This window comes from Aerococcus christensenii (assembly GCF_001543105.1).
Classification (GTDB): domain Bacteria; phylum Bacillota; class Bacilli; order Lactobacillales; family Aerococcaceae; genus Aerococcus; species Aerococcus christensenii.
Map to the genome: position 1 here is coordinate 329,116 of NZ_CP014159.1, position 24,290 is coordinate 353,405.

At 39.1% G+C, this 24,290-nt stretch carries 23 protein-coding genes; 2 read left to right on the forward strand and 21 right to left on the reverse strand.

What is annotated here, in order from left to right; genetic code table 11:
- Window positions 1-26 precede the first annotated feature (26 nt).
- Entirely contained in the window at window positions 27-1,070 is a 1,044-nt protein-coding gene (locus tag AWM71_RS01655; protein ID WP_060776362.1) for an aspartate-semialdehyde dehydrogenase, read from the reverse strand.
- Window positions 1,071-1,262: 192 nt separating this feature from the next.
- Between AWM71_RS01655 and AWM71_RS01660 the strand changes: the two genes are divergently transcribed.
- Window positions 1,263-1,952: a class A sortase gene (locus AWM71_RS01660; protein WP_060776363.1), complete on the forward strand. Its 690-nt coding sequence runs from the start codon at window positions 1,263-1,265 to the stop codon at window positions 1,950-1,952.
- Window positions 1,953-2,033: 81 nt separating this feature from the next.
- On the opposite strand, the gene pnp is transcribed toward AWM71_RS01660, so the two are convergent.
- The 3 genes from pnp to uvrB all read right to left on the reverse strand — a co-directional run bounded on the left by pnp (window position 2,034) and on the right by uvrB (window position 6,778).
- The gene (gene pnp, locus AWM71_RS01665; protein ID WP_060776364.1) at window positions 2,034-4,151 is read right to left on the reverse strand and encodes a polyribonucleotide nucleotidyltransferase; all 2,118 of its coding nucleotides are present in this window, start codon (window positions 4,149-4,151) and stop codon (window positions 2,034-2,036) included.
- Window positions 4,152-4,318: 167 nt separating this feature from the next.
- Window positions 4,319-4,588 carry a 30S ribosomal protein S15 gene (rpsO, locus tag AWM71_RS01670; RefSeq protein WP_060776365.1) on the reverse strand — a complete coding sequence of 90 codons (270 nt, stop codon included), beginning with the start codon at window positions 4,586-4,588 and terminating at the stop codon, window positions 4,319-4,321.
- A 198-nt stretch (window positions 4,589-4,786) separates the two neighbouring features.
- Complete coding sequence (gene uvrB, locus AWM71_RS01675; RefSeq protein WP_060776366.1) at window positions 4,787-6,778, reverse strand: excinuclease ABC subunit UvrB; 1,992 nt, start codon at window positions 6,776-6,778, stop codon at window positions 4,787-4,789.
- Between the two features lie 203 nt (window positions 6,779-6,981).
- Here uvrB and rpsT point away from each other — a divergent pair, with 203 nt between their 5' ends.
- Entirely contained in the window at window positions 6,982-7,236 is a 255-nt protein-coding gene (rpsT, locus tag AWM71_RS01680; protein WP_060776367.1) for a 30S ribosomal protein S20, read from the forward strand.
- A gap of 138 nt (window positions 7,237-7,374) precedes the next feature.
- Here rpsT and AWM71_RS08410 read toward each other — a convergent pair whose 3' ends face one another.
- From AWM71_RS08410 to AWM71_RS01760, 17 genes are all read right to left on the reverse strand, one after another.
- Window positions 7,375-8,079 (reverse strand): PTS sugar transporter subunit IIC, encoded by a 705-nt coding sequence (locus tag AWM71_RS08410; protein WP_236701134.1) that lies wholly within the window; start codon window positions 8,077-8,079, stop codon window positions 7,375-7,377.
- 10 nt (window positions 8,080-8,089) lie between these two features.
- The gene (locus AWM71_RS08415) at window positions 8,090-8,461 is read right to left on the reverse strand and encodes a PTS sugar transporter subunit IIC (RefSeq protein WP_236701135.1); all 372 of its coding nucleotides are present in this window, start codon (window positions 8,459-8,461) and stop codon (window positions 8,090-8,092) included.
- A 143-nt stretch (window positions 8,462-8,604) separates the two neighbouring features.
- Window positions 8,605-9,630, reverse strand: a complete 1,026-nt coding sequence (gene holA, locus AWM71_RS01690; protein ID WP_060776368.1) for a DNA polymerase III subunit delta — start codon at window positions 9,628-9,630, stop codon at window positions 8,605-8,607.
- A gap of 49 nt (window positions 9,631-9,679) precedes the next feature.
- A complete protein-coding gene (locus AWM71_RS01695; protein ID WP_060776369.1) occupies window positions 9,680-11,992 on the reverse strand; it encodes a DNA internalization-related competence protein ComEC/Rec2 in 2,313 nt (770 codons plus the stop codon).
- A gap of 3 nt (window positions 11,993-11,995) precedes the next feature.
- Window positions 11,996-12,667: a helix-hairpin-helix domain-containing protein gene (locus AWM71_RS01700; protein WP_236701136.1), complete on the reverse strand. Its 672-nt coding sequence runs from the start codon at window positions 12,665-12,667 to the stop codon at window positions 11,996-11,998.
- 157 nt (window positions 12,668-12,824) lie between these two features.
- Complete coding sequence (rsmD, locus tag AWM71_RS01705; RefSeq protein ID WP_060776370.1) at window positions 12,825-13,385, reverse strand: 16S rRNA (guanine(966)-N(2))-methyltransferase RsmD; 561 nt, start codon at window positions 13,383-13,385, stop codon at window positions 12,825-12,827.
- 76 nt (window positions 13,386-13,461) lie between these two features.
- Window positions 13,462-13,764 carry a DUF2129 domain-containing protein gene (locus AWM71_RS01710; RefSeq protein WP_158320027.1) on the reverse strand — a complete coding sequence of 101 codons (303 nt, stop codon included), beginning with the start codon at window positions 13,762-13,764 and terminating at the stop codon, window positions 13,462-13,464.
- Window positions 13,765-13,813: 49 nt separating this feature from the next.
- Entirely contained in the window at window positions 13,814-15,052 is a 1,239-nt protein-coding gene (locus AWM71_RS01715) for an FtsW/RodA/SpoVE family cell cycle protein (protein WP_060776372.1), read from the reverse strand.
- 144 nt (window positions 15,053-15,196) lie between these two features.
- Window positions 15,197-17,035 carry a translational GTPase TypA gene (gene typA, locus AWM71_RS01720; protein ID WP_060776373.1) on the reverse strand — a complete coding sequence of 613 codons (1,839 nt, stop codon included), beginning with the start codon at window positions 17,033-17,035 and terminating at the stop codon, window positions 15,197-15,199.
- 187 nt (window positions 17,036-17,222) lie between these two features.
- Complete coding sequence (locus AWM71_RS01725; RefSeq protein ID WP_236701137.1) at window positions 17,223-17,999, reverse strand: inositol monophosphatase family protein; 777 nt, start codon at window positions 17,997-17,999, stop codon at window positions 17,223-17,225.
- Window positions 18,000-18,014: 15 nt separating this feature from the next.
- Window positions 18,015-18,290 (reverse strand): UPF0223 family protein, encoded by a 276-nt coding sequence (locus AWM71_RS01730; protein ID WP_060776374.1) that lies wholly within the window; start codon window positions 18,288-18,290, stop codon window positions 18,015-18,017.
- Window positions 18,291-18,410: 120 nt separating this feature from the next.
- Complete coding sequence (locus tag AWM71_RS01735) at window positions 18,411-19,052, reverse strand: amino acid ABC transporter permease (RefSeq protein ID WP_060776375.1); 642 nt, start codon at window positions 19,050-19,052, stop codon at window positions 18,411-18,413.
- 15 nt (window positions 19,053-19,067) lie between these two features.
- On the reverse strand, window positions 19,068-19,712 hold the full coding sequence (locus AWM71_RS01740; RefSeq protein ID WP_060776376.1) for an amino acid ABC transporter permease: 645 nt from the start codon (window positions 19,710-19,712) through the stop codon (window positions 19,068-19,070).
- 2 nt (window positions 19,713-19,714) lie between these two features.
- Window positions 19,715-20,548: a transporter substrate-binding domain-containing protein gene (locus AWM71_RS01745; RefSeq protein WP_101659649.1), complete on the reverse strand. Its 834-nt coding sequence runs from the start codon at window positions 20,546-20,548 to the stop codon at window positions 19,715-19,717.
- A gap of 17 nt (window positions 20,549-20,565) precedes the next feature.
- Window positions 20,566-21,300 (reverse strand): amino acid ABC transporter ATP-binding protein, encoded by a 735-nt coding sequence (locus AWM71_RS01750; protein WP_060777428.1) that lies wholly within the window; start codon window positions 21,298-21,300, stop codon window positions 20,566-20,568.
- Between the two features lie 228 nt (window positions 21,301-21,528).
- Window positions 21,529-22,938 carry a dihydrolipoyl dehydrogenase gene (lpdA, locus tag AWM71_RS01755; RefSeq protein WP_060776378.1) on the reverse strand — a complete coding sequence of 470 codons (1,410 nt, stop codon included), beginning with the start codon at window positions 22,936-22,938 and terminating at the stop codon, window positions 21,529-21,531.
- Window positions 22,939-22,955: 17 nt separating this feature from the next.
- The gene (locus tag AWM71_RS01760; RefSeq protein ID WP_060776379.1) at window positions 22,956-24,281 is read right to left on the reverse strand and encodes a dihydrolipoamide acetyltransferase family protein; all 1,326 of its coding nucleotides are present in this window, start codon (window positions 24,279-24,281) and stop codon (window positions 22,956-22,958) included.
- Window positions 24,282-24,290: the final 9 nt, after the last annotated feature.

Consider the following 24,290-nt stretch of genomic DNA (forward strand, 5'->3'; position numbering starts at 1 on the left):
GGCTTCTCTCCCTCTACTTATTTGTTTTAAATCAATCCGCGCTGAATCATAGCTTCTGCAATTTCTATTGAATTATAAGCAGCGCCTTTCCACAAATTATCTGACACTACCCACAAATGAAAGCCTGTCTTAACATCTAGATCTTTTCGAATTCTTCCAACAAAAGTTTCTTTTCGATTAACTGCTTGAATAGGTTGTGGGTAAATTTGTTCTAAAATATCATCTTGCACAAGCACATTTGGTGCTTGTGCAAGTACCTTTTGAATGGCTTCAATCGTCACGTCTTCTTTTTCGACTTCAATATAGACGGATTCTGAATGACCTTTTATAACTGGAACTCGTACACATGTCGCTGAAACAGGAAGGTTCGGTAAACCCATGATTTTTTTCGTTTCATTGGTCATTTTCATTTCTTCAAACGTATAATGATTATCTTGGAATTTATCAATTTGGGCCAATACATTGAAAGCCATCTGATAATGCTTTTTATCTCCACCAGTAGGTAAAATGTGAGGAACTTCTATGGGTTCTTCATTCAGAAGGCAGCGAAACTGATTTTTCATTTCTTCAACAGCCCGAGCACCCGCACCTGATACAGCCTGATAAGTGGAAACAATCACCCGTTTTAAACCAAATGCCTCATAAATAGGTTGTAAAGCCATTACCATTTGAATAGTGGAACAGTTAGGATTAGCAATTAAACCTTTATGGCTGTCTAAGGCTTCCGGATTAACTTCTGGAACCACAAGAGGCGTATTTTCATCCATACGAAAAGCACTCGTATTGTCTACTACAATAGCCCCAGCTTTCACAGCAATAGGGGCAAATTCTAAAGAGCGCTCTCCACCCGCACTAAAAAAGGCAATATCAATATTTTTAAAAGAGTCTTTCGTTAACTCTTCTACCTTATACATCTTGGCTCCAACTTTTAGCTCTTGACCAGCTGAACGTTTGGACGCGAGTAATCGTACTTGATCATAAGGAATCTTAGAATAAGCTAATAAATACCGCAATTGTTCTCCGACAGCTCCTGTAGCACCAACAATCGCTACGTTATATTTTTTAGTCATATTTTTCTCTCCTTATCCCATAAAAAGCTATTCTCATTCTACCAAACTATTATCACTTTAACAAATACTGATCCTTTTTTTCTAACTAGCCTTCCAAGAAAAATTTAAAAATTGTCACAAGTTTTCTTTTACCATTCAGAGTATTCTTTTACCATTCAGAGTATAATAAGGAAAACGAACGGAGTAACTACAGTGAAAAAATTTCTAAAATACCTTATCGGCTTAATTATTTTATTGGGAGGCGTTCTTGTAGGGATCTTATTCTTTACGAATCCATCTTCCCCATTCCAAACACCAGCAATAAGTCAGGAAGGGCCTTCTCCCGCTGCCCAAACTGCGCGCCAAAATGTTCAAGGATTAAATCCTGATTTAGATATTAAAGGAGCTTTGGTTTACCCTAATGCGCATATTTACGGTCCCTTGGTTGAAGGTCTTACAGAAGAAAATATGCATTACGGCATCGCTGCCTTCTATCCCGACGAGCAAACCTTAGGCGAAGGGAATTATCCCGTGACTTCCCATAATATCGACTATTTTAAAAAAGGCGTCTTACTGAGTCCTATTGTTACCGAAGCTAAAATTGGTGACTTAGTCTATGTCACAGATCTTCAAAATATTTACACATTTAAAGTTGATTTTAACGAAACCGTGCCTGAAACCCGTGTAGACCTTGTCGAAACAAATTGGGATCATCCCATTTTAACGATGATGACCTGTTCAAAGCCCGTACAGCCTGTCCACACTCGAAAAATTGTTCAAGCCTCTCTTGTGGATACCGTAGACTTTGACCATGCCGATGAAAAAATCCTTGAACTCTTCCAACCTAGCTATAACTTTTATAAATTTGATCACTTCCAAGTAAGCAATAGTGGGGATATGTAAGGATAAAAAAGTTCCCTCAACTACAAAAAGCTGACTTGAATTGTCTTCTCCTCGACATTCAAGCCAGCTTTTTCTTAGGGTCTATTGATTATTTTCTTCAAGGGCTTTCATGGATAAATTAATTCGCCCACGATTATCTACTTCAATGACTTTAACTTTGACTTCATCTCCCAAACTGACAACATCTTCTACTTTATTGGTACGTTGATTTTGCAATTCAGAAATATGAACCATCCCACTTTGGTGGCTCGTAATTTGGACAAATGCTCCAAATTTTTCAATTCGGGTCACTTTCCCTGTAAAAACTTGACCAACTTCTACCTCAAAAGTAATCTCTTCGATAATAGCGATAGCACGTTTAATCATCGCTTCATCTTCACTAGCGATACTTACACGTCCATCATCATCAATATCAATCTTAACTCCAGTTTCTTCGATGATCTTATCAATGGTTTCTCCGCCTTTTCCAATGACTTCTCCAATCTTCTTCGGATCAATAGTAATCATTTCAATCTTAGGCGCATAAGGGCTGAGATGGTCTCTTGGAGCTTCTAAAGCGGTTGTTAGATGATCTAGAATTTGTAACCGTGCCGTTTTGGCTTGAGCCAAAGATTCTCGCAAGATAGTCTCTGTAATTCCCTTAATCTTAATATCCATTTGTAAAGCTGTAATTCCTTGGCGAGTTCCGGCCACTTTGAAGTCCATATCTCCTAAGTGGTCCTCTAAGCCTTGAATATCCGTTAAAATTGTATATTTCTGATTATCTTTTTCATCCATAATCAAGCCCATTGCAATCCCCGCTACAGGCGCTTTGATAGGAACACCCGCATCCATTAAAGCTAACGTTCCCGCACAAATTGAGGCTTGAGAAGAAGAACCATTTGATTCCAAAACTTCCGCTACTAAGCGAATGGTGTAAGGAAAGTCTTCTTGACTTGGAAGCACACGTTGTAAAGCTCTGTGTCCTAATTCCCCGTGTCCAATTTCACGGCGACCTGGTGACCCATACCGTCCATTAGCCCCAACAGAATATTGAGGGAAATTATAATGATGCAAGAAGTAACGTTCCTTTTCTGGAGATAACCCATCTAAAGGTTGATATTCAGAAAGAGGGGCCAAAGTACAAATCGACAAAGCTTGGGTTTGCCCACGGGTAAATAAAGCGGACCCATGTGTCCGTGGTAAAAGGCCAACTTCAGAAGAAAGTGGACGAATTTCATCAATTTTTCGCCCATCTGGACGTACCTTTTCTTCTGTAATCAAGCGACGGACTTCTTCATATTCTAACTTATCTGCTGCCGCTGCCACCTGACGAGTTTTGGATTCAAGGTCTTCATCCTCAGCAAACTGTTCTTCATAGAAAGCAATCATTTCATCTTTGACAGCTTGTACTCCTTCTTCTCGTTCTAACTTATCAAAGATTTGAATGGCATCTACCATTTTTTGATGATAGCGTGCATAAATATCTTCTTCTAAGTCTTCAGGAAGAACTTCTGGTTGAAAATCTGCTTTTTCTTTACCGATGGCTTGGCGAACTTCCTCTTGGAAATAGCATAATTCTTTAATGGTGGCATGCCCAAATAATAGAGCTTCCAACATTTCTTCTTCACTGAGTTCTTGGGCAGAGGATTCTACCATGTTAATAGCGGTTTTCGTCCCTGCAACGGTTAACTCTAAATCGGATTCCTTTTGTTGTTCTAAAGTCGGATTAATCACAAAATCACCATGAACGCGTCCTACATTAACCCCAGCAATTGGCCCATCGAAAGGCACTTCAGAAATCGTTATAGCCAAAGAAGACCCTAACATTGCTGCCATTTCTGGACTACAATCGTTATCTACAGATAACACGGTGTTAATAATTTGAATTTCGTTCTTATAACCTTCCTTGAACATCGGACGAATAGGTCGATCAATTAAACGTGCAGTCAAGGTCGCATGTTCTGTTGGACGACCCTCCCGTTTAACAAAACCTCCAGGGATCTTACCTGCAGCGTATAATTTTTCTTCATAATTCACTTGAAGAGGGAAGAAGTCTTGATCTTCCTTTGGTTCTTTAGCAGCGACCATCGCTGTTAAAACTACTGTATCTCCATATCTTACCAAAACGGCAGACGTGGCTTGCTTGGCTAATTGGCCAATCTCTACTTGAAGCGGACGTCCTGCCCAGTTCATTTTAAATACCTGTTTTTCTGACATCTTGTCTCCATTCTACCCGCTTGCCCTACTAAACAAGGATATAAAGCTTCCCTAAGCAAGCCTCATAGCTTTGATTAGTAAGTACAAAAAGCGGGATGATTTAGTAATAATTTCCCCTTACTTGAGAAAAAGCGAGATTCAATAAGAATCTCGCTTTACGCTAATCATTAACGACGTAAACCTAAGCTTTGGATAAGGTTACGGTAACGTGTAACATCTTTTTTACGTAAATAAGCTAATAAGTTACGACGATGACCGATTTTCTTCATTAAACCACGGTAAGAAGCATGGTCTTTCTTATGTGTTTTGGCATGGTCGTTGAGGTGGTTAATATCTGCTGTTAATAAAGCAATTTGAACTTCAGCAGAACCTGTATCTCCTTCATGCGCTGCATATTTTGCAATGATTGCATCTTTTTCAGATTTTGTTAATGACATGTAACATTCACCTTTCTTTCTTTTAGTCGCCTTCTTCTGAGCCTATCGTCGGTGACTCACTAAGCCAAGAAGGAGGTCTATGTGCTATTGCACAACTATCATTATACGAACAAACAGACAAGTTTGCAAGAATCTATCTCTGTTTTTTATAAAATTATCAAACTTTTCTACGTCCTGCTTCTTCTCATATTCTTCCTATCATTTGATAGCGTATTCTGCTTTCAATTCTAAAAGAATATCTCGAAGTTCTGCGGCCTTTTCAAAGTCTAGAACTTTGGCTGCCGCTTGCATTTCTTGTTCGACATGATGCAAGGCTTCTTCTTTGTCCGTGCGATTCAAAGCACGAATCGTGTCTGCCAAAGATTCTGTTCTTTCTTCCTGAGGCTTAGACGTAATATGGATAGATTCTCGAATACCCTTTTGAATGGTTTTTGGAATAATCCCATGAGCTTGATTATATGCTTTTTGAATTTTCCGGCGCCGCTCCGTTTCAGTGATTGCAGCCTTCATAGAGTCCGTCATTTCATCTGCATACATAATCACATGTCCATGAGCATTTCGAGCAGCCCGTCCAACGGTTTGAATGAGAGACCGTTCATTACGCAAGAAGCCTTCTTTATCAGCATCTAAAATAACCACTAAAGAAACTTCTGGGACATCAATCCCTTCTCTTAGTAAGTTAATCCCTACCAAGACATCAAATACCCCTAAACGAAGATCTCGAATAATTTCTGTTCTCTCTAAAGTTTTGATATCACTATGAAGGTACTTAACTTTAATGCCAACATCTTCTAGATAATCTGTCAAATCTTCTGCCATTTTCTTCGTTAAAGTAGTGACAAAGACCCGTTCCTTCTTTTCTATTCTTTCATTAATTTCGCTGATTAAGTCATCAATTTGTCCCTGAATCGGACGAACTTCTACTTGAGGATCTAATAAGCCTGTTGGGCGAATAATCTGTTCAACAATTTCACCATTCGCCTTTTGAATCTCATAATCTCCTGGAGTAGCAGACACATAGATGGCTTGGTTCACCCGCTTTTCAAATTCTTCTAACTTCAGGGGGCGATTGTCTAAAGCACTTGGCAAACGAAAACCGTACTCTACCAGCTGTTCCTTTCTTGCCTTATCGCCATTATACATTCCCCGAACTTGAGGCATAGTCATATGAGATTCATCCACAATTAACAGATAATCCTCAGGGAAAAAATCCAATAAAGTATAGGGAGGTTGCCCTGGTTTTCTCCCATCCATGTGTCGGGAATAATTTTCAATTCCATTGCAGTATCCCATCTCTAAAAGCATTTCGATATCATAACGGGTTCGCTGTTCTAAACGCTGGGCCTCAAGTAACTTGCCTTCTTCCTTGAAGCGTTTCAATTGAATATCTAATTCTTCTTCAATTGTTTCTACGGCGCGATGAATCTTATCATAATCCACCACAAAGTGAGTGGCAGGATAAATGGGGAAATGTTTTACATCATTTTTCACTTCTCCTGTCATTACATCCACTTCACGAATACGATCAATTTCATCTCCAAAGAATTCCACTCGAACAGCTTCCCCTTCTCTGGAAGGTAAGAAAATCTCAACAATATCTCCCCTCACTCGAAAGGTTCCCCGTCGAAAATCAATATCATTTCTTTCATATTGCATATCAATTAGCTGCCGCATCAAATCATCCCGATCTATTTCTTGACCTTGCCGAATAGATAGGACATGATTGCGATATTCTTCTGGATCTACCAAGCCGTAAATACAAGACACAGAAGCCACAATGATGGTGTCTCTTCGCTCTAAAATCGATGATGTCGCAGAATGTCGTAACTTATCAATCTCATTATTCACAGAAGCACTCTTTTCAATGTAAGAGTCGCTCGAAGGAACGTAGGCTTCCGGCTGATAATAATCATAATAAGATACAAAATATTCCACCGCATTATTCGGGAAAAACTCTTTGAGCTCAGAATAAAGCTGGCCCGCTAAAGTTTTATTATGTGCCAATACCAAAGTAGGGCGATTGGTTTTCTCAATCACATTTGCCATGGTAAAAGTCTTTCCTGTTCCTGTTCCCCCTAAAAGGACTTGCTCCTTATCTCCCTTTTCGACGCCCCGAACCAATGCTTGGATCGCTTCGGGTTGGTCGCCGTTCGGTTGATAGGGAGCCACTAATTCAAATTGATCTTTCACGCCTCTGCCTCCTTTGCTCTTAGTTTAGCATGGATATTCATGAAAAACGATACTTCCGCTTTTCTATTTTCTCTGTCTCATTGCTGCCGTATTTTTTAAGAGTTTCATCTTTTCTTCTTGCATCACTTCCTTAAATTCTGTATAATAGTTTTGTTAGTGACCTGTTCACTTGAAAAAAGTTCGAAAAGAAAGAGGTGGACTCTGTGGCAAATATTAAGTCAGCTATTAAACGTGTTCGTCAAAATGAAAAGAATACCGCTCAAAACACCGCTAAAATTAGCGAAATGCGTACCGCAATTAAGGCTTTTAACCAAGCCGTAGAAGAAGGTGCTGATAACACCCAAGAATTATTCACACGCGCACAAAAATTAGTAGCTCAAGCAGCTAACAAGCACTTAATTCACGCAAACAAAGCAAGTCGTACAACAGCTCGTATGGCTAAAAAATTAAATGCTTAATTTCAATTTTTTTGAAAAAAAGGAACTAACGAAAAATTTTCGTTAGTTCCTTTTTTCTTATCTTAAAAGCCGATTCAAAAATCGAATTCTCCAATTTTTGAATTGGCTTTTATTTTAGAGGTTATTCTTCTATATTCCTTAACCTAAAGTCAGATCTCCTTCTTTGATCCAGCCTATCCGTTCCAATAAGCGTCTAAACAAGGGCGAAAGAATCGCAGGTAAAATGAAAGAAATTAAAATTAATCCCAAACCATCCATAAAAGTAATTCCAATTTTGGCGCCTGAAGCCACTTCATTTACCCAGCCTTGAATCACTTCAATTTGCCCACATAAACCACAGGTGCCCATCCCTGAATTAATGGCAGGGCCATTAATTTCTAACTTGAAGACACAAGTAGCCAAAGGGCCTGTCAGAGCTGACGTTATAATGGGTGGAAGCCATACACGCGGATTTTTAACGATATTAGGCATTTGAAGCATCGATGTCCCAATTCCTTGAGAGACTAAACCGCCCCATTTATTTTCTTTAAAAGACATCACCGCAAAACCTACCATTTGAGCACAGCATCTAGCAACAGCTGCCCCACCTGCAAGTCCGGTTAAACCCAATGCAGCACAAATAGCGGCTGAAGAAATAGGAAGTGTTAATGCAATTTCTACCACTACCGATACTAAGATTCCCATAATAAAAGGTTGTTGTTCAGTCGCCCACATAATCAACTTTCCAAAAGTCATAGCCGCTTTTCCAATAGGAGGAGCTATCCACCAAGAAAGTAAAATACCTAGCACAATAGTAACCAAAGGGGGCATCAAGATATCTACTTTCGTTTCTCCAGATACCATTTTCCCTACTTCAGCTGTTAATATAACTACAAAAAGAACCAACCGCTAAAGGGCCACCAGCTCCACCTAAAGCATTGGAGGCAAATCCAGCAGTCACTAAAGAAAATAAAACCAAGGGAGGGCATTTCAAAGCATATCCAATCGCTACCGCCATGGCAGGACCACTCATGGCCATAGCTAAGTCGCCTAAAGTATAAGCCTTGCCATTAATGGTCGCTAAAGTGTCCACCAAAAAGCCAAGTCCGGTTAGACTCCCTATCGTATTAATAATGGTTCCTATCAACAAAGAACAGAATAGTCCCTGAGCCATAGCAGCTAGGGCTTCAATCCCATATCTTTGAAAAGAAATTTCTATATTTTTTCGCTTAAGAAACGTTTGCATAAAGATATACCTTCTCCTCTATTTAAATTGTCTTTATTATGGGAGTTCCTCCCTGCAAATTCAACACAAACAAAATTGGTGATTTTCCTCTGGAAAGGCCAACTTATTTATCCTGAAAAAAGAAGTGAGGGAAGCCCTCACTCCTAAACCTTTTTGGAAAACCGTAAAATAAAATATTCAATGCCTAAGTTCGCTTCTACCTGTCCACTCTTGATCGAATAATCCAAATCCACTAATTTTTCATAAGCTAAAAGAATCTCTTGAGAAGCATAACGAGCGACTTGTTTTGCACCCATTTTTATTCGATAAGGATGCACACTCAGTGTCTGTGCTATTGCACCTTGATCATACCCGGCTTGATTCAAAAGCACGATTTGGCTATACAAGCGAAAATTAGATAATAGTAAAGCAAGAATAGCAATCGGCTGTTGCTTCTCTAAAACCAATGTCCGATACAAAGCTAACGCCTTATCTAATCGCTTCGTCATCACAAAATCCGTTAAATGGAAAATATTATTATCTAAAGATGGCACCACAACGGTTTCCACATCATGCTTAGTAATTTTGTCTGTCTCTCCCACAAACAGGAAAATTTTGTCAAGCTCATTCATGGCTTTGGAAAGTTCATAATTAATTCTTTCCAAGAAAACCTGCAAAACTTGTCGATCCATAGCATATCCGGCTTGACGGACATAATCCTTAACATAGGTCGTCACTGTTCGTTCGTCCGCTACCCCTACATCTACCAGAGTCGCTACCTTTTTCAAGTCTTTGACTAGTTTCTTTCGACCATCTAATTTTTCAAAGTCGCAATCAAAAACGACAACGACACCTTCTGCAGGCGAATGGACATAGTCTAGGAGAACTTGTCCATTCTCTTCTCTTTTCCCTCGTTCACTCGACAAAAAAGCTGGGTTCTTTATCCAGATGACTTTAGGTTCTGAAAAGAAGGAAACGGTATTCGCTTCTACCATGGCATCTTCTAAAGTCCATTCTTCCAAGTCTATTTTTACCCAGTTAAAATCGTTGACTTCTTCTTTAGAGCCAATAACTGCCTCTATTAGATGCTTTTCAAATTCTTTCTGTAAATATTTTTCCTGGCCCACCATTACATACACAGGATCTACTTTTCGAGACTTAAGCGCTCCGATGACTTGTTGAAAGCTCATAGCTACCTCCTTATATTCTCTGTTATTCTACCGAATAACAGAGACTTTGTCACTGATCATTCTCCCTAGCACATTGAAAATATCCTCCCAAAAAGGAATAAAAATAATGGGTTCCACCGTCTTGATCTGCTCGATAAACCATCACTTTCAAATCTTTTAAGTTTTTAATCACCCGTTTAGAAGGATGACCGTAAGTATTTTTCCTTCCTACTGAAATCCAAGCGACTTTGGGATGAATACGCTCTAGTAAGTCTTTAGGACTAGAATAATCTGAACCATGATGCGCCACCTTCAAGACATCGACCTTTTTTCGACGAAGATTATCGACCATTTTTCTTTCAGCTTCTCCACCAATATCTCCCGTAAAAAGATAGGTTTTTTGACCTAAATGTGCATAAAGTGCTAGTGAGTCTTCATTTTTCCCTTGACCAATATGATCTGGCATTAAGACTTCAACCTTTTGCCCTTTATCCAAAATCAATTGTTGTCCCTTCCCTAACCAATGCACCTGAATTTTAGGATTTTTACTTGCTTTTAATCCTTCCTTTAAGATCCTTAACACTTTCGTATTTTCTTTCATTCCTATAGGCAAATACAAATTATCTACCGACCACACCTTTAATAATTCTGGAATAGAGCCATAATGGTCTATATCGCCATGCGTTAAAAAAATTCCCGCCAATGATCGAATCCCTTGTCTCCTTAAAGTAGGCGTAATTTCCCGACTAGCTAAAGACTCTATCGGACGCTCTTGCCACGCTTCTTTAGGAAAAGAAGGGAGACCACAAGCATCGATCAAGTAAGCTCGACTCGAATAAGGCGCTTGAAACATTAAACAATCCCCTTGTCCCACGTTCAACATAGCGACCTGACCAATCGGGCGAAGACTTGGCCAAGCATAAAGAGCTCCCAAAAGGCCTAATAGTAAAAGACTCGTCCTTCGACAATTTTTTCTTAAGATAAAGCTATCGATCCATTGGCCTATTCCTAACACTAACACCAGTACTAAAATTCCTGGAAGATATCCAATGATGACATGAAAAATCTCCCAAGTGATCATTTCCTGACTGATAGCTTCTGTTGTTTGAATACCTAAAGCAACCAATCCTCTTAAAGGGCTCAACATCCAACCTAATCCCAGCCAATATCCAAAAGCTAACAACAGTAAACAAGGAAATAGAATAACCGTAAATAGCCAAGCATAAAAATAATTAGCAAACACCATCAAAAGATTAAACGAAGCATAAGTCTGAATCAAAAAGGGTAGCGTGATCAAAGTACAAGTTAAAGCATTTCCTAAAGTTAACTGCCAGCTTTTCCATTGATCTCTGGCCTGACTAATAAAAAATAAACCCAAAGATAAAGCATACGTCAATTGAAAGCTTAAAGAAAAAAGGGCTTGAGGTTTGAAAAGTAAATGGGCTAGCATTACCCCACATGTACTTTCTAACAGATGGGGGCGTTTTTTTCGTCGGCGTTGAATAAATACCAACACATATACCCCCACCGCTCGAAACATACCGTAAGGCCATCCCAAAATTGTTCCATAAATTCCTAATACCCCTAGGGCCACCCAATCATAATATTCTCTCAATACACCTATTCTCAAAAGTGTCTTTTTCAAAAGTTTGAGTAAATAATTCACATGAAAACCTGATAAACTAAAAAGATGAATAATTCCAATGGCTTGATAGGACTGCATGACTTCCTTGTCTATTCCAGACCGTTCATTAAAAAATAGAGCCTTCACATAATTGCCAATAATAGGTTCTCCCATACCTTCTAAAGAACAATAAATGGCCTTCCTTACATTAGACAACACCGCCAGTGGCCCTCTCATGTTTCCTAAAATTTGAAGGTGATCCACCGATAGGGGCCAATAAATCTCTTCTCTTTCTAAAAATTGACGATAATTAAATCCTCCCAGATTATTTGCAGCATTGGGGACCTTTAATTCGCCAGTGACTTTTATAAGCAAAGATTGCCCTCTATTTAGCCAACTTTCTTTCACTTCTAATTGAGGTAAGCGATAAAAACTCACTAGCCATTCTCCACTTTTTACTTCTCGCCCCATGAATTGTAATAAATCTCCTTTTACTTTCACTTCATGGATGGGAACTTCCAGAATAAAAGTCCCTCTGCCTTCTTGAAAATGACTCCCTAACCGCCAATAATAGCCCATAAGAAAAGCCAGCAGAAGGGCATCATAGATCAGCACTTTCTTTAAAAATTTCTTATCCGCCTTTTGTTCTAATAACCACACATAATAAACCAAAACACCGACTTCCCACGTACTCCCATGAAAAATTAAAAGGATCTCTAAAATATACCCAATCGTTACCCATATAAGAACTCGTTTCATCTGTTACACCTTAATCTGAGAACGAATTTTCTCTAAAGTTTTCTTGCCAATACCGCCGACTTTCGTTAGTTCATCCACAGATTTAAATCTTCCATTCTGCTCGCGATATTGAATAATATCATTAGCCTTTTTAGGGCCTATCCCTGAAATATTTTGAAGCTGTTTCGCATCCGCTGTATTAATGTTAATTTGAGAAGTACTCTCCTTCCCAGCTACTCCACCTGTTCTTTCTCCTAAATTGCCTCTCAAAAAGTCAGGGACTTCTTCTCCTTTTTTAGGGACATAGATGACCATTTGATCGGTCAATTTCTGAGACAAATTCACTCCCCGATCCTCTGCTTCTTCTAACAGTCCGCCTGCTTTATTCAAGGCATCCATCACTCGTTCTTGAGCAGTCATGCGATAGACCCCTGGTTGATGAACAGCACCTTTAATATCAATATAAATTTCTTCCTGAGTATTCTCTTTGTCAGGACTTTTTTCACTTGTCGATTGACTTTCTAAAGGAGCTTCCAAAGCTTCTTCAGGAGAAGAAGGCTCTTGAGAATGCCCTCGTCCTCCCAAAATAAACACTACGACAAGGATACTCACTAGCCCTCCTATTGCCAATTTCCCATATTTTTTCAGGAAATCTTTTTTATCTAATTGTTCCAGAATTTTCCAATACTTATCCATGACGATCACCTCTCATTGAGTGTCTCCGCCTTTTTTTAGGAATTTCACGTCCTCTCTTTGAATAGAACATGTCTTTCGATTTTTATCAACAAAAAAACGTTGGAATAGCCAACTTAGGCCCCCAACGTTTTGATATACAAATTTTTTATTTAATTTTTCATTCTGCCAATCGGTAACAAACTACCCGCGTAATACCATAGACCACATTCCTAAAGCAGACTAACTGTCCCACCTTTTCGGGTAAATTATCTTCACTTCCTAATTCACAAACAAGCGTCGCCCCATCAGAAAGCCACTGCTCCTCTTGAAATTGTTCTAGTAAAGCCAACAAAGTCTGCCCCTTATAAGGAGGATCTAAAAATATCCAATCAAAAGTTAACTGCGGCTCTTCTTGTCTTAGTCGCTTTAAACTCCGTTGATTGTCCGCCGTTAGCAGACGATATCTACCTTCAACATGCGTTTTAGCAATATTTTTGAGAATAGTCTCTTGGGCCTGTCGGTTCTTCTCACAGCCATAAACAAAATCCGCACCTCTTGACAAAGCCTCAATTCCTAAAGCGCCAGATCCTGCGTAAAAATCCAATACGCGTCCCCCTTTGAGATGCTGCCCGATAATATTAAACATGGATTCCTTCACCTTACCCGTAGTCGGTCGGGTATTCTTACCCGGAACCGCTTGAAGCGGAATGCCCCCAAATTCTCCGGCTATCACACGCATTTTTTTCTTCCTTTCCCTTTTTTCTCTTTATAAAAGCGGTTCTTGTGTAAGAACCGCTTGAACATCTTCTATCCATCTATTTCAGAGGATATTCAAAATCATTTTCTTTTTTTAAACGTTCTGCTCGCTCAGTTTCCGGTTCGAGCGCTACAGAAAAATCATAATTAATCGTTTGCCGAGGCGAAAGACTCACCTCTTTTACAAAATCAAGGCTCGAGAGGGTTTGAATAACCTCTTCCCCCTTATCTGTGTACAGAATGGCATAACGACGGCGATTAGACACGTAGTAAATCTTCCCATATCGATAAAGATATCTTATTTTCTTCATATTTTTCAGCCAAACGATAAGTTCTTGGCGTTGAGGTAGTTCTAAAGACATATTTTTTCCTCCCTTCTTTTTTGCTGTCATTCCTTCAAAAAAGTTTCTTTTATTTTTCATTTTGGAGATAAAGTGCTCGCTGATTGCGATCATCAATGGCAAGCGCTAATCCCAACATAATCCCTGTCGTCAAAATTGAAGATCCTCCATAAGAAATAAACGGGAAAGTTACTCCTGTAATAGGAATAAGCCCTGTAATTCCTCCCAAATTGACTAAAATCTGGCTCAAGAAGTAAAAGCCGATTCCAATCATAATCAGCTGATGATAGTTATTAATAATTCTTTTAGCTCTGTAAAAAATATAAAAAATCAAGTAAAAATAAGCTAATAAGATTAAAAACATCCCTATAAAGCCATATTCTTCTCCTACAATCGCCATGATAAAATCAGTGTGTGCTTCTGGCAGGTAACCTGTCTTCTGAATACTGTTGCCAGGTCCTCGTCCAAGTAATCCCCCCATAGCTAAAGCATAATAAGAATTCACTAATTGCAGACCTGTTCCCTTGGCATCCCGAAAAGGATTAGCAAAAGAAATCAGTCGCGCTAACTTATAAGAAACTTTAGATAGAAAAGAGAGATTGAAAAGTTTCAAAAAAACAACAGAAAACAAGTAAACCCCTGTTCCCCATCCTAAGAAACGCTTCGTAAAAATTAAGGGGATCCCTGAAGCAAGGGTCATGCCTATTAAAATCAAGCTTAAAAGTAAAACCCCACCTGTATCCGGGAAAAGAAACACAATAGCCAACCAAGCCAACAATACCAAAGGCAATTTAAAATTCTTTTTTAAAGTGGAGCCCATGCCTTCATTGACCACCTCTTGTTGATGCCGATCTAAATAATCTGCCCACAACAAAATCATTAATGGCTTTAAGAATTCTACTGGTTGAATAGAAATAGGTCCCAACACAATCCAGCCCTTTGCTCCATTAATGGTAGGCATAAGGAAGAAGACCACCACTAAAACAACAGACATACCAACAATTAAAAAATTTTTGAGTTGATTCCTTCGAAAAATTTCCGGTCGTATGCGATAAACAAATAAGCACATCAATCCCCCAAAAAGAGCAAATATAATCTGGCGAACCAGATAAGTAATAGATGACGCATATTGACTTTCAACTAACGCTTTATAATTGGAAGCAGAGGCCACTGCAACTAGTCCAATCGCTAATAACAATAAGCTCGGAACGATCAAATTAAAATTTAATCCCTTAGAAAAATTCTTAAAGAAAGGATTTTCCCATTGCTTTTCTCGCTTTTTGTCAACATGTAAATTCTTTTTTGACACTTCTTTCCGCCCCTTACCCTAGACTAACAATACAATTATAGCACAGCTAGAGACTTCTTAATAGATTTCATCTTTCTGACTTCCTTCATTACTAAAAAAGGACCTCCTTACACAGGAAGTCCCTTACTGCCTAGCTATAGTAGATTAACTATTTTTCTTTTGACGTTTGGTATGACGTGCACGTTCAGCCTTATTTAAGATTTGTTTACGTAAACGAACATTTTCTGGAGTAACTTCGCAGTATTCGTCATCATCCATAAATTCCAAAGATTGTTCCAAGTTCAAAATCTTCGGTGCCTTAATCGTAGCGGTTTGGTCCTTGGTTGCAGAACGGACATTGGTCAAATTCTTAGCCTTAACAATATTCACATCAATATCATTTTCACGTGAATTTTCTCCGACAATCATTCCTTCATAAACTTCGGTTCCTGGATTAACGAAGATCGTTCCTCTATCTTCTACTTGCATAATTCCGTAAGTGGTTGCCTTACCTGTTTCAGTAGAAACCAAAGCCCCATTCCGACGGCCGCCCAGAGGGACTTTAATATTGGGTTGATAGCATTCAAAAGTATGGTTGATGATCCCATAACCATGTGTCATTTGAACAAATTCAGTGGAATAACCAATCATCCCACGGGAAGGAACTAAATATTCCAAACGAACAGTCCCACGCCCAGTGTTCACCATGTTACGCATCGTTCCTTGCCGTTCGTTCAAGGATTGAATAACAGCCCCTTGATATTCTTCTGGTGTATCAATTTGAACAGCTTCAAATGGTTCACACATTACGCCTTCTATTTCTTTATGAATAACCTTTGGACGAGATACTTGCAATTCGAATCCTTCACGACGCATAGTTTCAATTAAGATAGATAAGTGTAATTCCCCACGTCCGGATACGATCCATTGATCAGGTTGATCTGTGTCTTCTACCCGTAAGGAAACATCTGTATGCAATTCATATTTCAAACGGTCTTCAATATTACGTGCGGTCACCTTTTCACCTTCACGACCCGCAAAAGGTGAATTATTGGTTAAGAATGTCATTTGTAGGGTTGGTTCATCAATATGCAAGGCTGGTAAAGCTTCTTGAATAGTGGTGTCTGTTACCGTTTCACCCACGTAAATATCTTCCATACCAGAAACTGCAATAATATCTCCGGCTTTTGCTTCCGTAATATCAATACGATCTAATCCTAAGTAACCAAATAATTTAGTGACACGGAAATCTTTCTTGGTGCCATCTAACTTATTCAAAGTAACGGTGTCTCCTACACGAATAGTTCCTCTAAAGACACGTCCCACCCCAATACGTCCAACATAATCATTATAATCTAACATGCAGACTTGGAATTGAAGAGCTTCATCTTCATTATCCTCAGGGGCTGGAATATTATTGATAATGGAATCAAACAAATAATCCATGGTTTTTTCTTGATCTTTGGGATCGGAGGAAAGCGAAGTTGTTCCGTTCATTGCAGAAGCATAAACCACTGGAAATTCGATTTGGCTTTCATCTGCACCTAATTCAATGAATAAATCCAAAACTTCATCCACAACTTCTAAAGGACGAGCGGCTGGTTTATCAATTTTGTTAACAACCACTACCGCAGGTTTGCCTGCTTCAAAAGCTTTTTGCAAAACAAAACGTGTTTGGGGCATAGTTCCTTCAGCAGCATCCACTACTAAAACTACCCCATCTACCATGGTCATAATCCGTTCAACTTCTCCACCAAAATCGGCGTGCCCTGGTGTATCCATAATGTTGATACGGGTTCCTTTATAGTTAACGGCGGTATTTTTCGCTAAAATGGTAATGCCTCGTTCCCGCTCAATCGCATTAGAGTCCATTGCCCGATCTTGTAATTGGGTACGTTCATCTAAAGTATCTGATTCCTCTAATAATTGGTTAACCAAGGTGGTTTTTCCATGGTCAACGTGAGCGATAATTGCTACATTACGAATATTTTCGCGCTTTGCCATTGTTTACATTCCTCCCGTTTATTCGTTTACTCGACGATTCATTGTACCACGCATCCTCAAAAATGCCTAGTTTTTTATCTATATCTCTTTTAAAACAGTTAAAAACTCCAAAAACTTCAAGTTTTAAGCAGCTGCTTCTCCAAAAGAAAATCACCAGCTTCTTTTATTAAGAAAGAATGATCCTCTGCTAATCCTTATAGTTTTCTAAAAAAGTCGCATACGCACTCGGATAAGCCATCAAAGCAGGAGTTTCGGTCATAAGGTTGATCTCTCCCCCGTCTAGGCGTGTTATCCGAATAGGCGTCCCCTTTAATAAAGCCATCCCTGCAGCTAGATCCCAAGGTTTTAAATTCATTGCCGCATAAAGAGCAATATCTCCCTTTAACAAAGCCAAAATTTCCATGCTGGCAGATCCATAACATCTAAAGCCTAAAGAATGATCCACAATTTCTAAGAAATTGTGGCTATTTCCCAAGACTAATCGCGAACTTGCCGCCATTAAACTGTCTTTTAGAGCCTTATCTTGACAAGGAAGGGAATACACTTGTCCATTCCGACGAAGTTCTTTCCCACAAATTCTTTCAAAATAATCATCCTGCATCACATCATAGATAGCTCCAAAAGCAGGGCTTCCGTCGACAAAATACCCGATCATAATCGCAAAATTCTTCTTCTGACAAACAAAATTTGTCGTACCGTCAATCGGATCAATAATCCAAACAGACCCTGTTAGGTCTTTAATTTGATCCTTGCCGCCTTCTTCTCCTAAAATTTTATCATTCGGATAAGTCTTTTGAATCTTCTCTCTAAAAAAAGCTTCTGTCGATTTATCGATATTGGTCACTAAATCTTTGGGACCTGATTTCGTTTTCACCTGCATAGGGCGTGTCAACTGTTCTCTAATCCGTTGACCAGCCTCTTGCATCCAGTTTCGAACTTCTTCAGCTAAGTTTTCTATTTTCAAACGCTCGCCCTCTCTCTAATCTACATGTAAAGCGGCTTTGGAATCTGCCGCATTCGCCAACTGTACCACTTGATACAAACTATACCCAGATCTTTCCTCAAATTCCTTCCCTAATTGCTTTTCTTCCATCTTCGAAGGAACAATCCGCTTAAAGGCCTGATATCTTTCCAAGAATTTTTCAGCACGGATTTGATCTTCATAGGCCTCTTCTACAGCCACCCATAAATCAATTAAAATACTAATTTCTTCATTAGAAAGTCCCGAAAGTAAGGGATAAGAATAATTATTCATCTGCGTAACCTCTTCATTTTTTCTTTTTATTATAGCATATCACGAATTTTTATCGAAAGGTTCCTAAAAAGCCAATAAAGGAAAGAAGCCTGATCGTCAGAGTTTTCTTTCCTTTATTTGTTAAAATTTTAATTGTTTAGAAAGTACAGATAACAAGAAACAAATTCCCCAATAACAGGCTGCCATAATCACAAACATAGGAATCACTTGATTGGTATTCTGACCATAAATAATTCGCGCATTGTGAGTAAGTTCTGGCAAGGAAATAATAGTAGCTAAAGAGGTGTCCTTAATCAAAGCAATGAGTTGGCTAACCAAAGCAGATAGCATAGACCGAATCGCTTGAGGAAGAATAACATGGCCAATAGCTTGAGGATAAGTTAAGCCGGTAGAAAGAGCTGCCTCTGTCTGCCCCTTATCTACCGCTTCCATACCTCCACGAATAATTTCAGAGATCATTGCAGACTCGAAAACTGTCATTGCTGCAATCGCAGACCAGAAAATATTCAAACGGAGTACCATTTGTGGCAGAGCAAAATAAGTAAAAAATATAATAAGAAGCAGCGGTAGATTGCGTATAATATCAATCACAAAACCTACTCCCTTGGATAGGAAAGCAATCTTAAGATAGCGAATAATCCCTAAAAGCGTTCCAAACAAAAGACTGAGCAGAATTGTAATCACAGTCACTTGAAGGGTTACTCTTAAACCTTGCCAAAGGAAAGAAAGATTTGCCCATTGAAAAGCGCCTAAAAAATCCATAACATTCTCCCCTTTCTATTGTAGAGCTAAGTGCCGTTCTAACTTTTTCATCAAATAAGTCAGAGGAACGGTAATCACTAAGTAACACATTCCCACAAGGATATAAGATTCAAAAGTCGCAAAGGTTTCACTCGCAATAACGTCCCCATAATACATAATATCCAAGCCGGCGACCATTGCCAATACACTAGAATTCTTAACCAAATTAATAAATTGATTACCTAAAGGTGGAAGAGATAAACGAATAGCTTGAGGGAAAATAATATAGCGCATCACTTGCCGTTTAGTAAATCCTTGAGACAGTCCGACCTCTTTTTGACCCTCAGGAACGCTTTGAATGCCACCTTTCACAATATCTGCAATAAAAGCAGACGTATAAATAGTCAACCCAAAAAGTCCAGCTGTAAAGCCATTAATTTTAACAAAATAAAGGGGAATTACCACATAAAAGAACATGCAAATAACTAAAAGGGGAATATTTCTGAAAAATTCTACATAAATATTTCCTATTTTCCGAATACCCAAATACGTGGAAGTCTGCATCATCCCTATTAGACTACCGATAATGGTTGAAAAAAATAAGGCTAACAAACTAACTAACCACGTATTGCAAAAACCTGCCCACAAAAGAGATGAATAAGTTTCTAATAAGTTAATCAACTTTATTCCTCCTTTTCCGTCATAATCGACGAATCTTCTGCATCTTTAGGGAACCATTTGTCAAAAATCTTTTGGTAACTTCCATCAGCCACTAATTCATCCAAGGCTTCATTAATCGTATCTAGCCAAGCCTCTTGTCCTTTATCAACAGCTATGCCATAAGGATCTCTTGTATAGATTCCTCCTACTAAGTGATAACCGGGGTTATTGGTCATAATTCCTAGTAAGATCGAATTATCTGTTGTCATAGCATCTCCTTGACCGGATTTGAGTGCTGTGAAAGCTTCCGAATAACTTTCCATTTCTAACGTTTTAACGCGAGGAGCTACTTCTTTGATCTTAGAAGCTGCGGTAGTCCCCTTAACGGTTAGCACAATCTTTCCTTCATCCAAATCTGACAGAGACTGAATAGAAGAATTTTCTGGTACCATAACGGCTTGGCCAGCTTTAAAGTAAGTTTTTGAAAAATCTAAAATTTGTTTTCGTTTATCTGTTATCGTCATAGTGGCCATAATAGCATCAATATTTCCATTTTTGACTAATGGCACCCGCGTTTTAGCTGAAACTTCTACAAATTCTGCCTCAGCTTCAGGTCCAGCTATTTTTTTCGTTAAAGCCTTAGCGAGATCAATATCAAACCCCTCAATTTCTTGGTTTTTAATGCTGTAATAACCAAAAAGATTAGTGTCAACTTTGACTCCCCAACGAATAATTGCTGGAGAACTTTCATGAATCCGTTCAGAGATATCCTCTGGTCGCTCTCCTTTATGGCATCCACTCAAACTCATCAAAGCAAATAAAAGTGAAGCCATTCCTAAATTCTTGATTTTTTTTATTTGTCCCATACAGTCTCCTACTCTATGCCTTCTAAGGAAGAAATAAATTCTTTTGCCCGTTTAGAATTCGGACATTCAAAGAAATCTTCACTTGGCCGATCCTCTATAATTTCTCCATTAACCATAAAAATAGTTCGGGTGCTGACATGACGAGCAAATCGCATTTCGTGCGTAACCACAATCATTGTCATATGATCATCTCGTGCTAAGCTCTTCATAACATGGAGAACTTCCCCTACCATTTCTGGATCTAAAGCCGAAGTAGGTTCGTCAAACAATAGCACTTTAGGCCGCATAGCTAGGCCTCTCGCAATAGCTACTCTCTGCTTCTGACCGCCTGAAAGTTGGCTCGGATAAGAATCTTTTTTATCCCACATATTCACACGTTTTAATAATTTTTCCGCGCGTTCATATGCTTCTTCTTTACTTTCTTTTAAAACTTTTACGGGAGCTAATGTGACATTTTCTAATACTGTCATATGTGGATAGAGTTCGAAATGTTGAAATACCATTCCAAAATCTCTGCGTATCTTTCGAATATCACATTTTGAATCCGTCACATCCTGTCCATCACAATATAAATGTCCGGAAGAAATTTCTTCTAAAGCATTAATACAGCGAAGAAGAGTCGACTTTCCAGATCCAGAAGGTCCAATTAGGGTGACTACCTCACCTTCATCAATTTCTAAATTTATATTGTTTAAAGCATGAAAATCACCATAATATTTTTCTACATCTTTGAATTGAATAATCAACGCTTTCACCTCTTCTAGTGTTTTCTATCCATTCATGAATTCTTATAAAATTTGAGTGACAGATAAAAAAATTGTACAAGTATTCAATCAATAAGTCAAAATATTTCACACAATCCTTTCAAAAGTATAAAACAAAAAAGCAGAGTGCCTCACGGGCATTCTCTGCTTTTAAACTGTTTGTGAACTTTCTAATTAGGCTATTAGAAAGTTCAATTTATTTTTAAATTACATGTGAATAGCTTGTCCTAAGACACCTTCAGCTGTATCCATCATAATTTCACCAAGTGATGGGTGACCATGGATGGTTAAAGTAATATCTTCTGCATTCATTCCGGCTTCAATTGCTAATCCAGCTTCAGCCATAACATCAGAAGCGCCTACTCCGACCATTTGTGCACCAACAATCACATGATCTTCTTTAGTAGCTACAAGGCGAAGGAATCCTTCTGTTTGATGTAAGGATAAGGCACGTCCATTTCCAGCTAATGGGAATTTCGTTGATTTAACATTCAAACCTTTTTCTTTGGCTTGTTTTTCTGTTAAGCCATAGGAAGCTACTTCTGGATCCGTGAAAGCAACAGATGGCATTACACGGTAGTCTACTGCAGCAGGTTTCCCGGCAATAGCAGCTGCAGCCACTTTACCTTCATAAGAAGCCTTATGTGCTAAAGCAGCACCAGGAACGATATCACCAATAGCGAAGATGTGATCTACACTTGTCCGGCCTTGATTATCAACTTCAATTAAGCCACGTTCATTCATTTTAACGCCGATAGCTTCTAACCCTAAGTTTGAAGTATTGGGACGACGACCTACACAAACTAATACGTAGTCTGCAACGATTTCGTTAGCTTTGCCGTCTACTTCATATTTAACAGTTACAGAATCTCCATTATCAATAGCTTCTTTAGCCATTGCTTTAACATGGATATCCATTCCTTTGGCTTTCATTCCTTTTTGAACAACAGCTACTAAGTCTTTTTCAAAGTTTGGCAAAATTTGTGCCGAGCCTTCTAGGATAGTGACTTGACTGCCTAAGTTTGCATAAGCAGACCCTAATTCAGACCCAATAACACCCCCGCCAATAACGACTAATTTCTTAGGAACTTCTTTTAAGTTCAAAGCGCCAGTGGAATCAATCACACGGCCACCAAATTTAAAGCCTTTAATTTGAATTGGAGTAGAACCAGTGGCAACAATCGCATTGTTGAAGCTATAAAGTTGATGAGTGTCATCTTTACCCATTACGGTTAATTCATGACTTCCATTAAAGTAAGCTTCCCCACGAATAATTTGAACCTTGTGTTTCTTAAGTAGCATTTCAACGCCACCTGTCAAGGTCTTAACCACTTTATTGTCTTTCCATTCTTGAGTCTTAGTGAAATCTAGAGTAGCTTTAGAATCTACCCCAAAGATTTCTGACCCATGATTAGCATTATGATAAGCATGTCCTGCTTGAATTAAAGCTTTTGATGGAATACAACCTACATTTAAGCACACGCCACCAATATATTCCCGTTCAATAATGGCCACTTTTTGACCATCTTCAGCTGCACGAATAGCAGCTACGTATCCGCCAGGGCCAGCCCCAACGACAACGGTGTCTAACTCAATCGCCATTGCACCAACAACCATTTATCTGAAAACCTCCCTTAAGATTCCATTAATAATAATTCTGGATCAGCTAGCAAACGTGAAATTTCGTTTAAGAATTTTTGACCTGTCATGCCATCTACAATACGGTGGTCGAAGGTCAAAGATAATTTCAAGACACGTCCAACTGCTAATTCGCCGTTTTCATCTACAACTGGTTCTTGAACAATAGAGCCAAATCCTAGAATAGCTACTTCTGGGTAATTAATGATTGGGGTGAAGAATTCACCACGCGCGGAACCAATATTAGAAATGGTAATTGTACCATTTGACATGTCATCAGGTTTTAATTTACCTGCATGAGCCAATTCAGCTTTTTCATTAATTTCATCAGCAATATCAAACATCGACTTGCTATCTGCCCCATGAATAACTGGAACAAAGAGACCTTGTTCTGTATCTGTAGCAATTCCAACATTGTAGAAATGTTTAACGAGGAATTCATGAGCATTATCATCAACAGAAGCATTTAACATTGGATACTTCTTAGCAGCAGCTACTACAGCTTTTACTGCGTATGGTAAGAATGTTAACTTGGTATCACGTTCAGCAGCAATCCCTTTGAATTTCTTACGATGTGCCCAAAGTTTAGAAACTTCCACATTCTTGAATAAGGTAACATCTGGAGCAGTGTATTTAGAAGTTTCCATTGCTTTAGCGATAGCTTTACGCATTGGAGTCATCTTCACATGTTCTACTTGACCTTCGAAGTTTTGTGGAGCTGGAGCGGCTGGTGCGGCTTCAGCAGCAGGTGCTGCAGCGGCAGCTGGAGCAGCGGCAACGGCTACGCCACCTTGGAAGTTATCAATATCTTGACGTAAGATACGTCCATTTTTACCAGTACCTGGTACTTGTTTGATATCTACACCTTTTTCGCGCGCATATTGGCGAACAGATGGCATAGCTAAAATCAAACGATTTGGATCAACAGCAACAGGTGCTGGTGTTGGAGCAACTGGGGCTGGGGCAGCAGGTGCAGCTGGTGCTGGTGTTGGAGCAGCTGGGGCTGGGGCAGGTGCTGGGGCAGCTTCTGCAGCCGGAGCAGCTTCTGCAGCCGGAGCAGCTTCTGCACTGTTATCTGGTAAACCTTCTCCTTCAAAGGAAATAAGAGGTTCCCCGACCATTGCAACTTCCCCTTCTGGTACATAAATCTTAACGACTTTACCACTTACTGGGGCAAACACTTCTTCAACAGATTTATCGTTTTGAACTTCAACAATAACGTCTTCTTCTTTTACTTCGTCGCCTTCAGCAACATGCCAGCTAACAATCTCGCCTTCGCTCATGCCTTCGCCGACATCTGGCATATTGAAAATATAAGCCATATTTGCAAA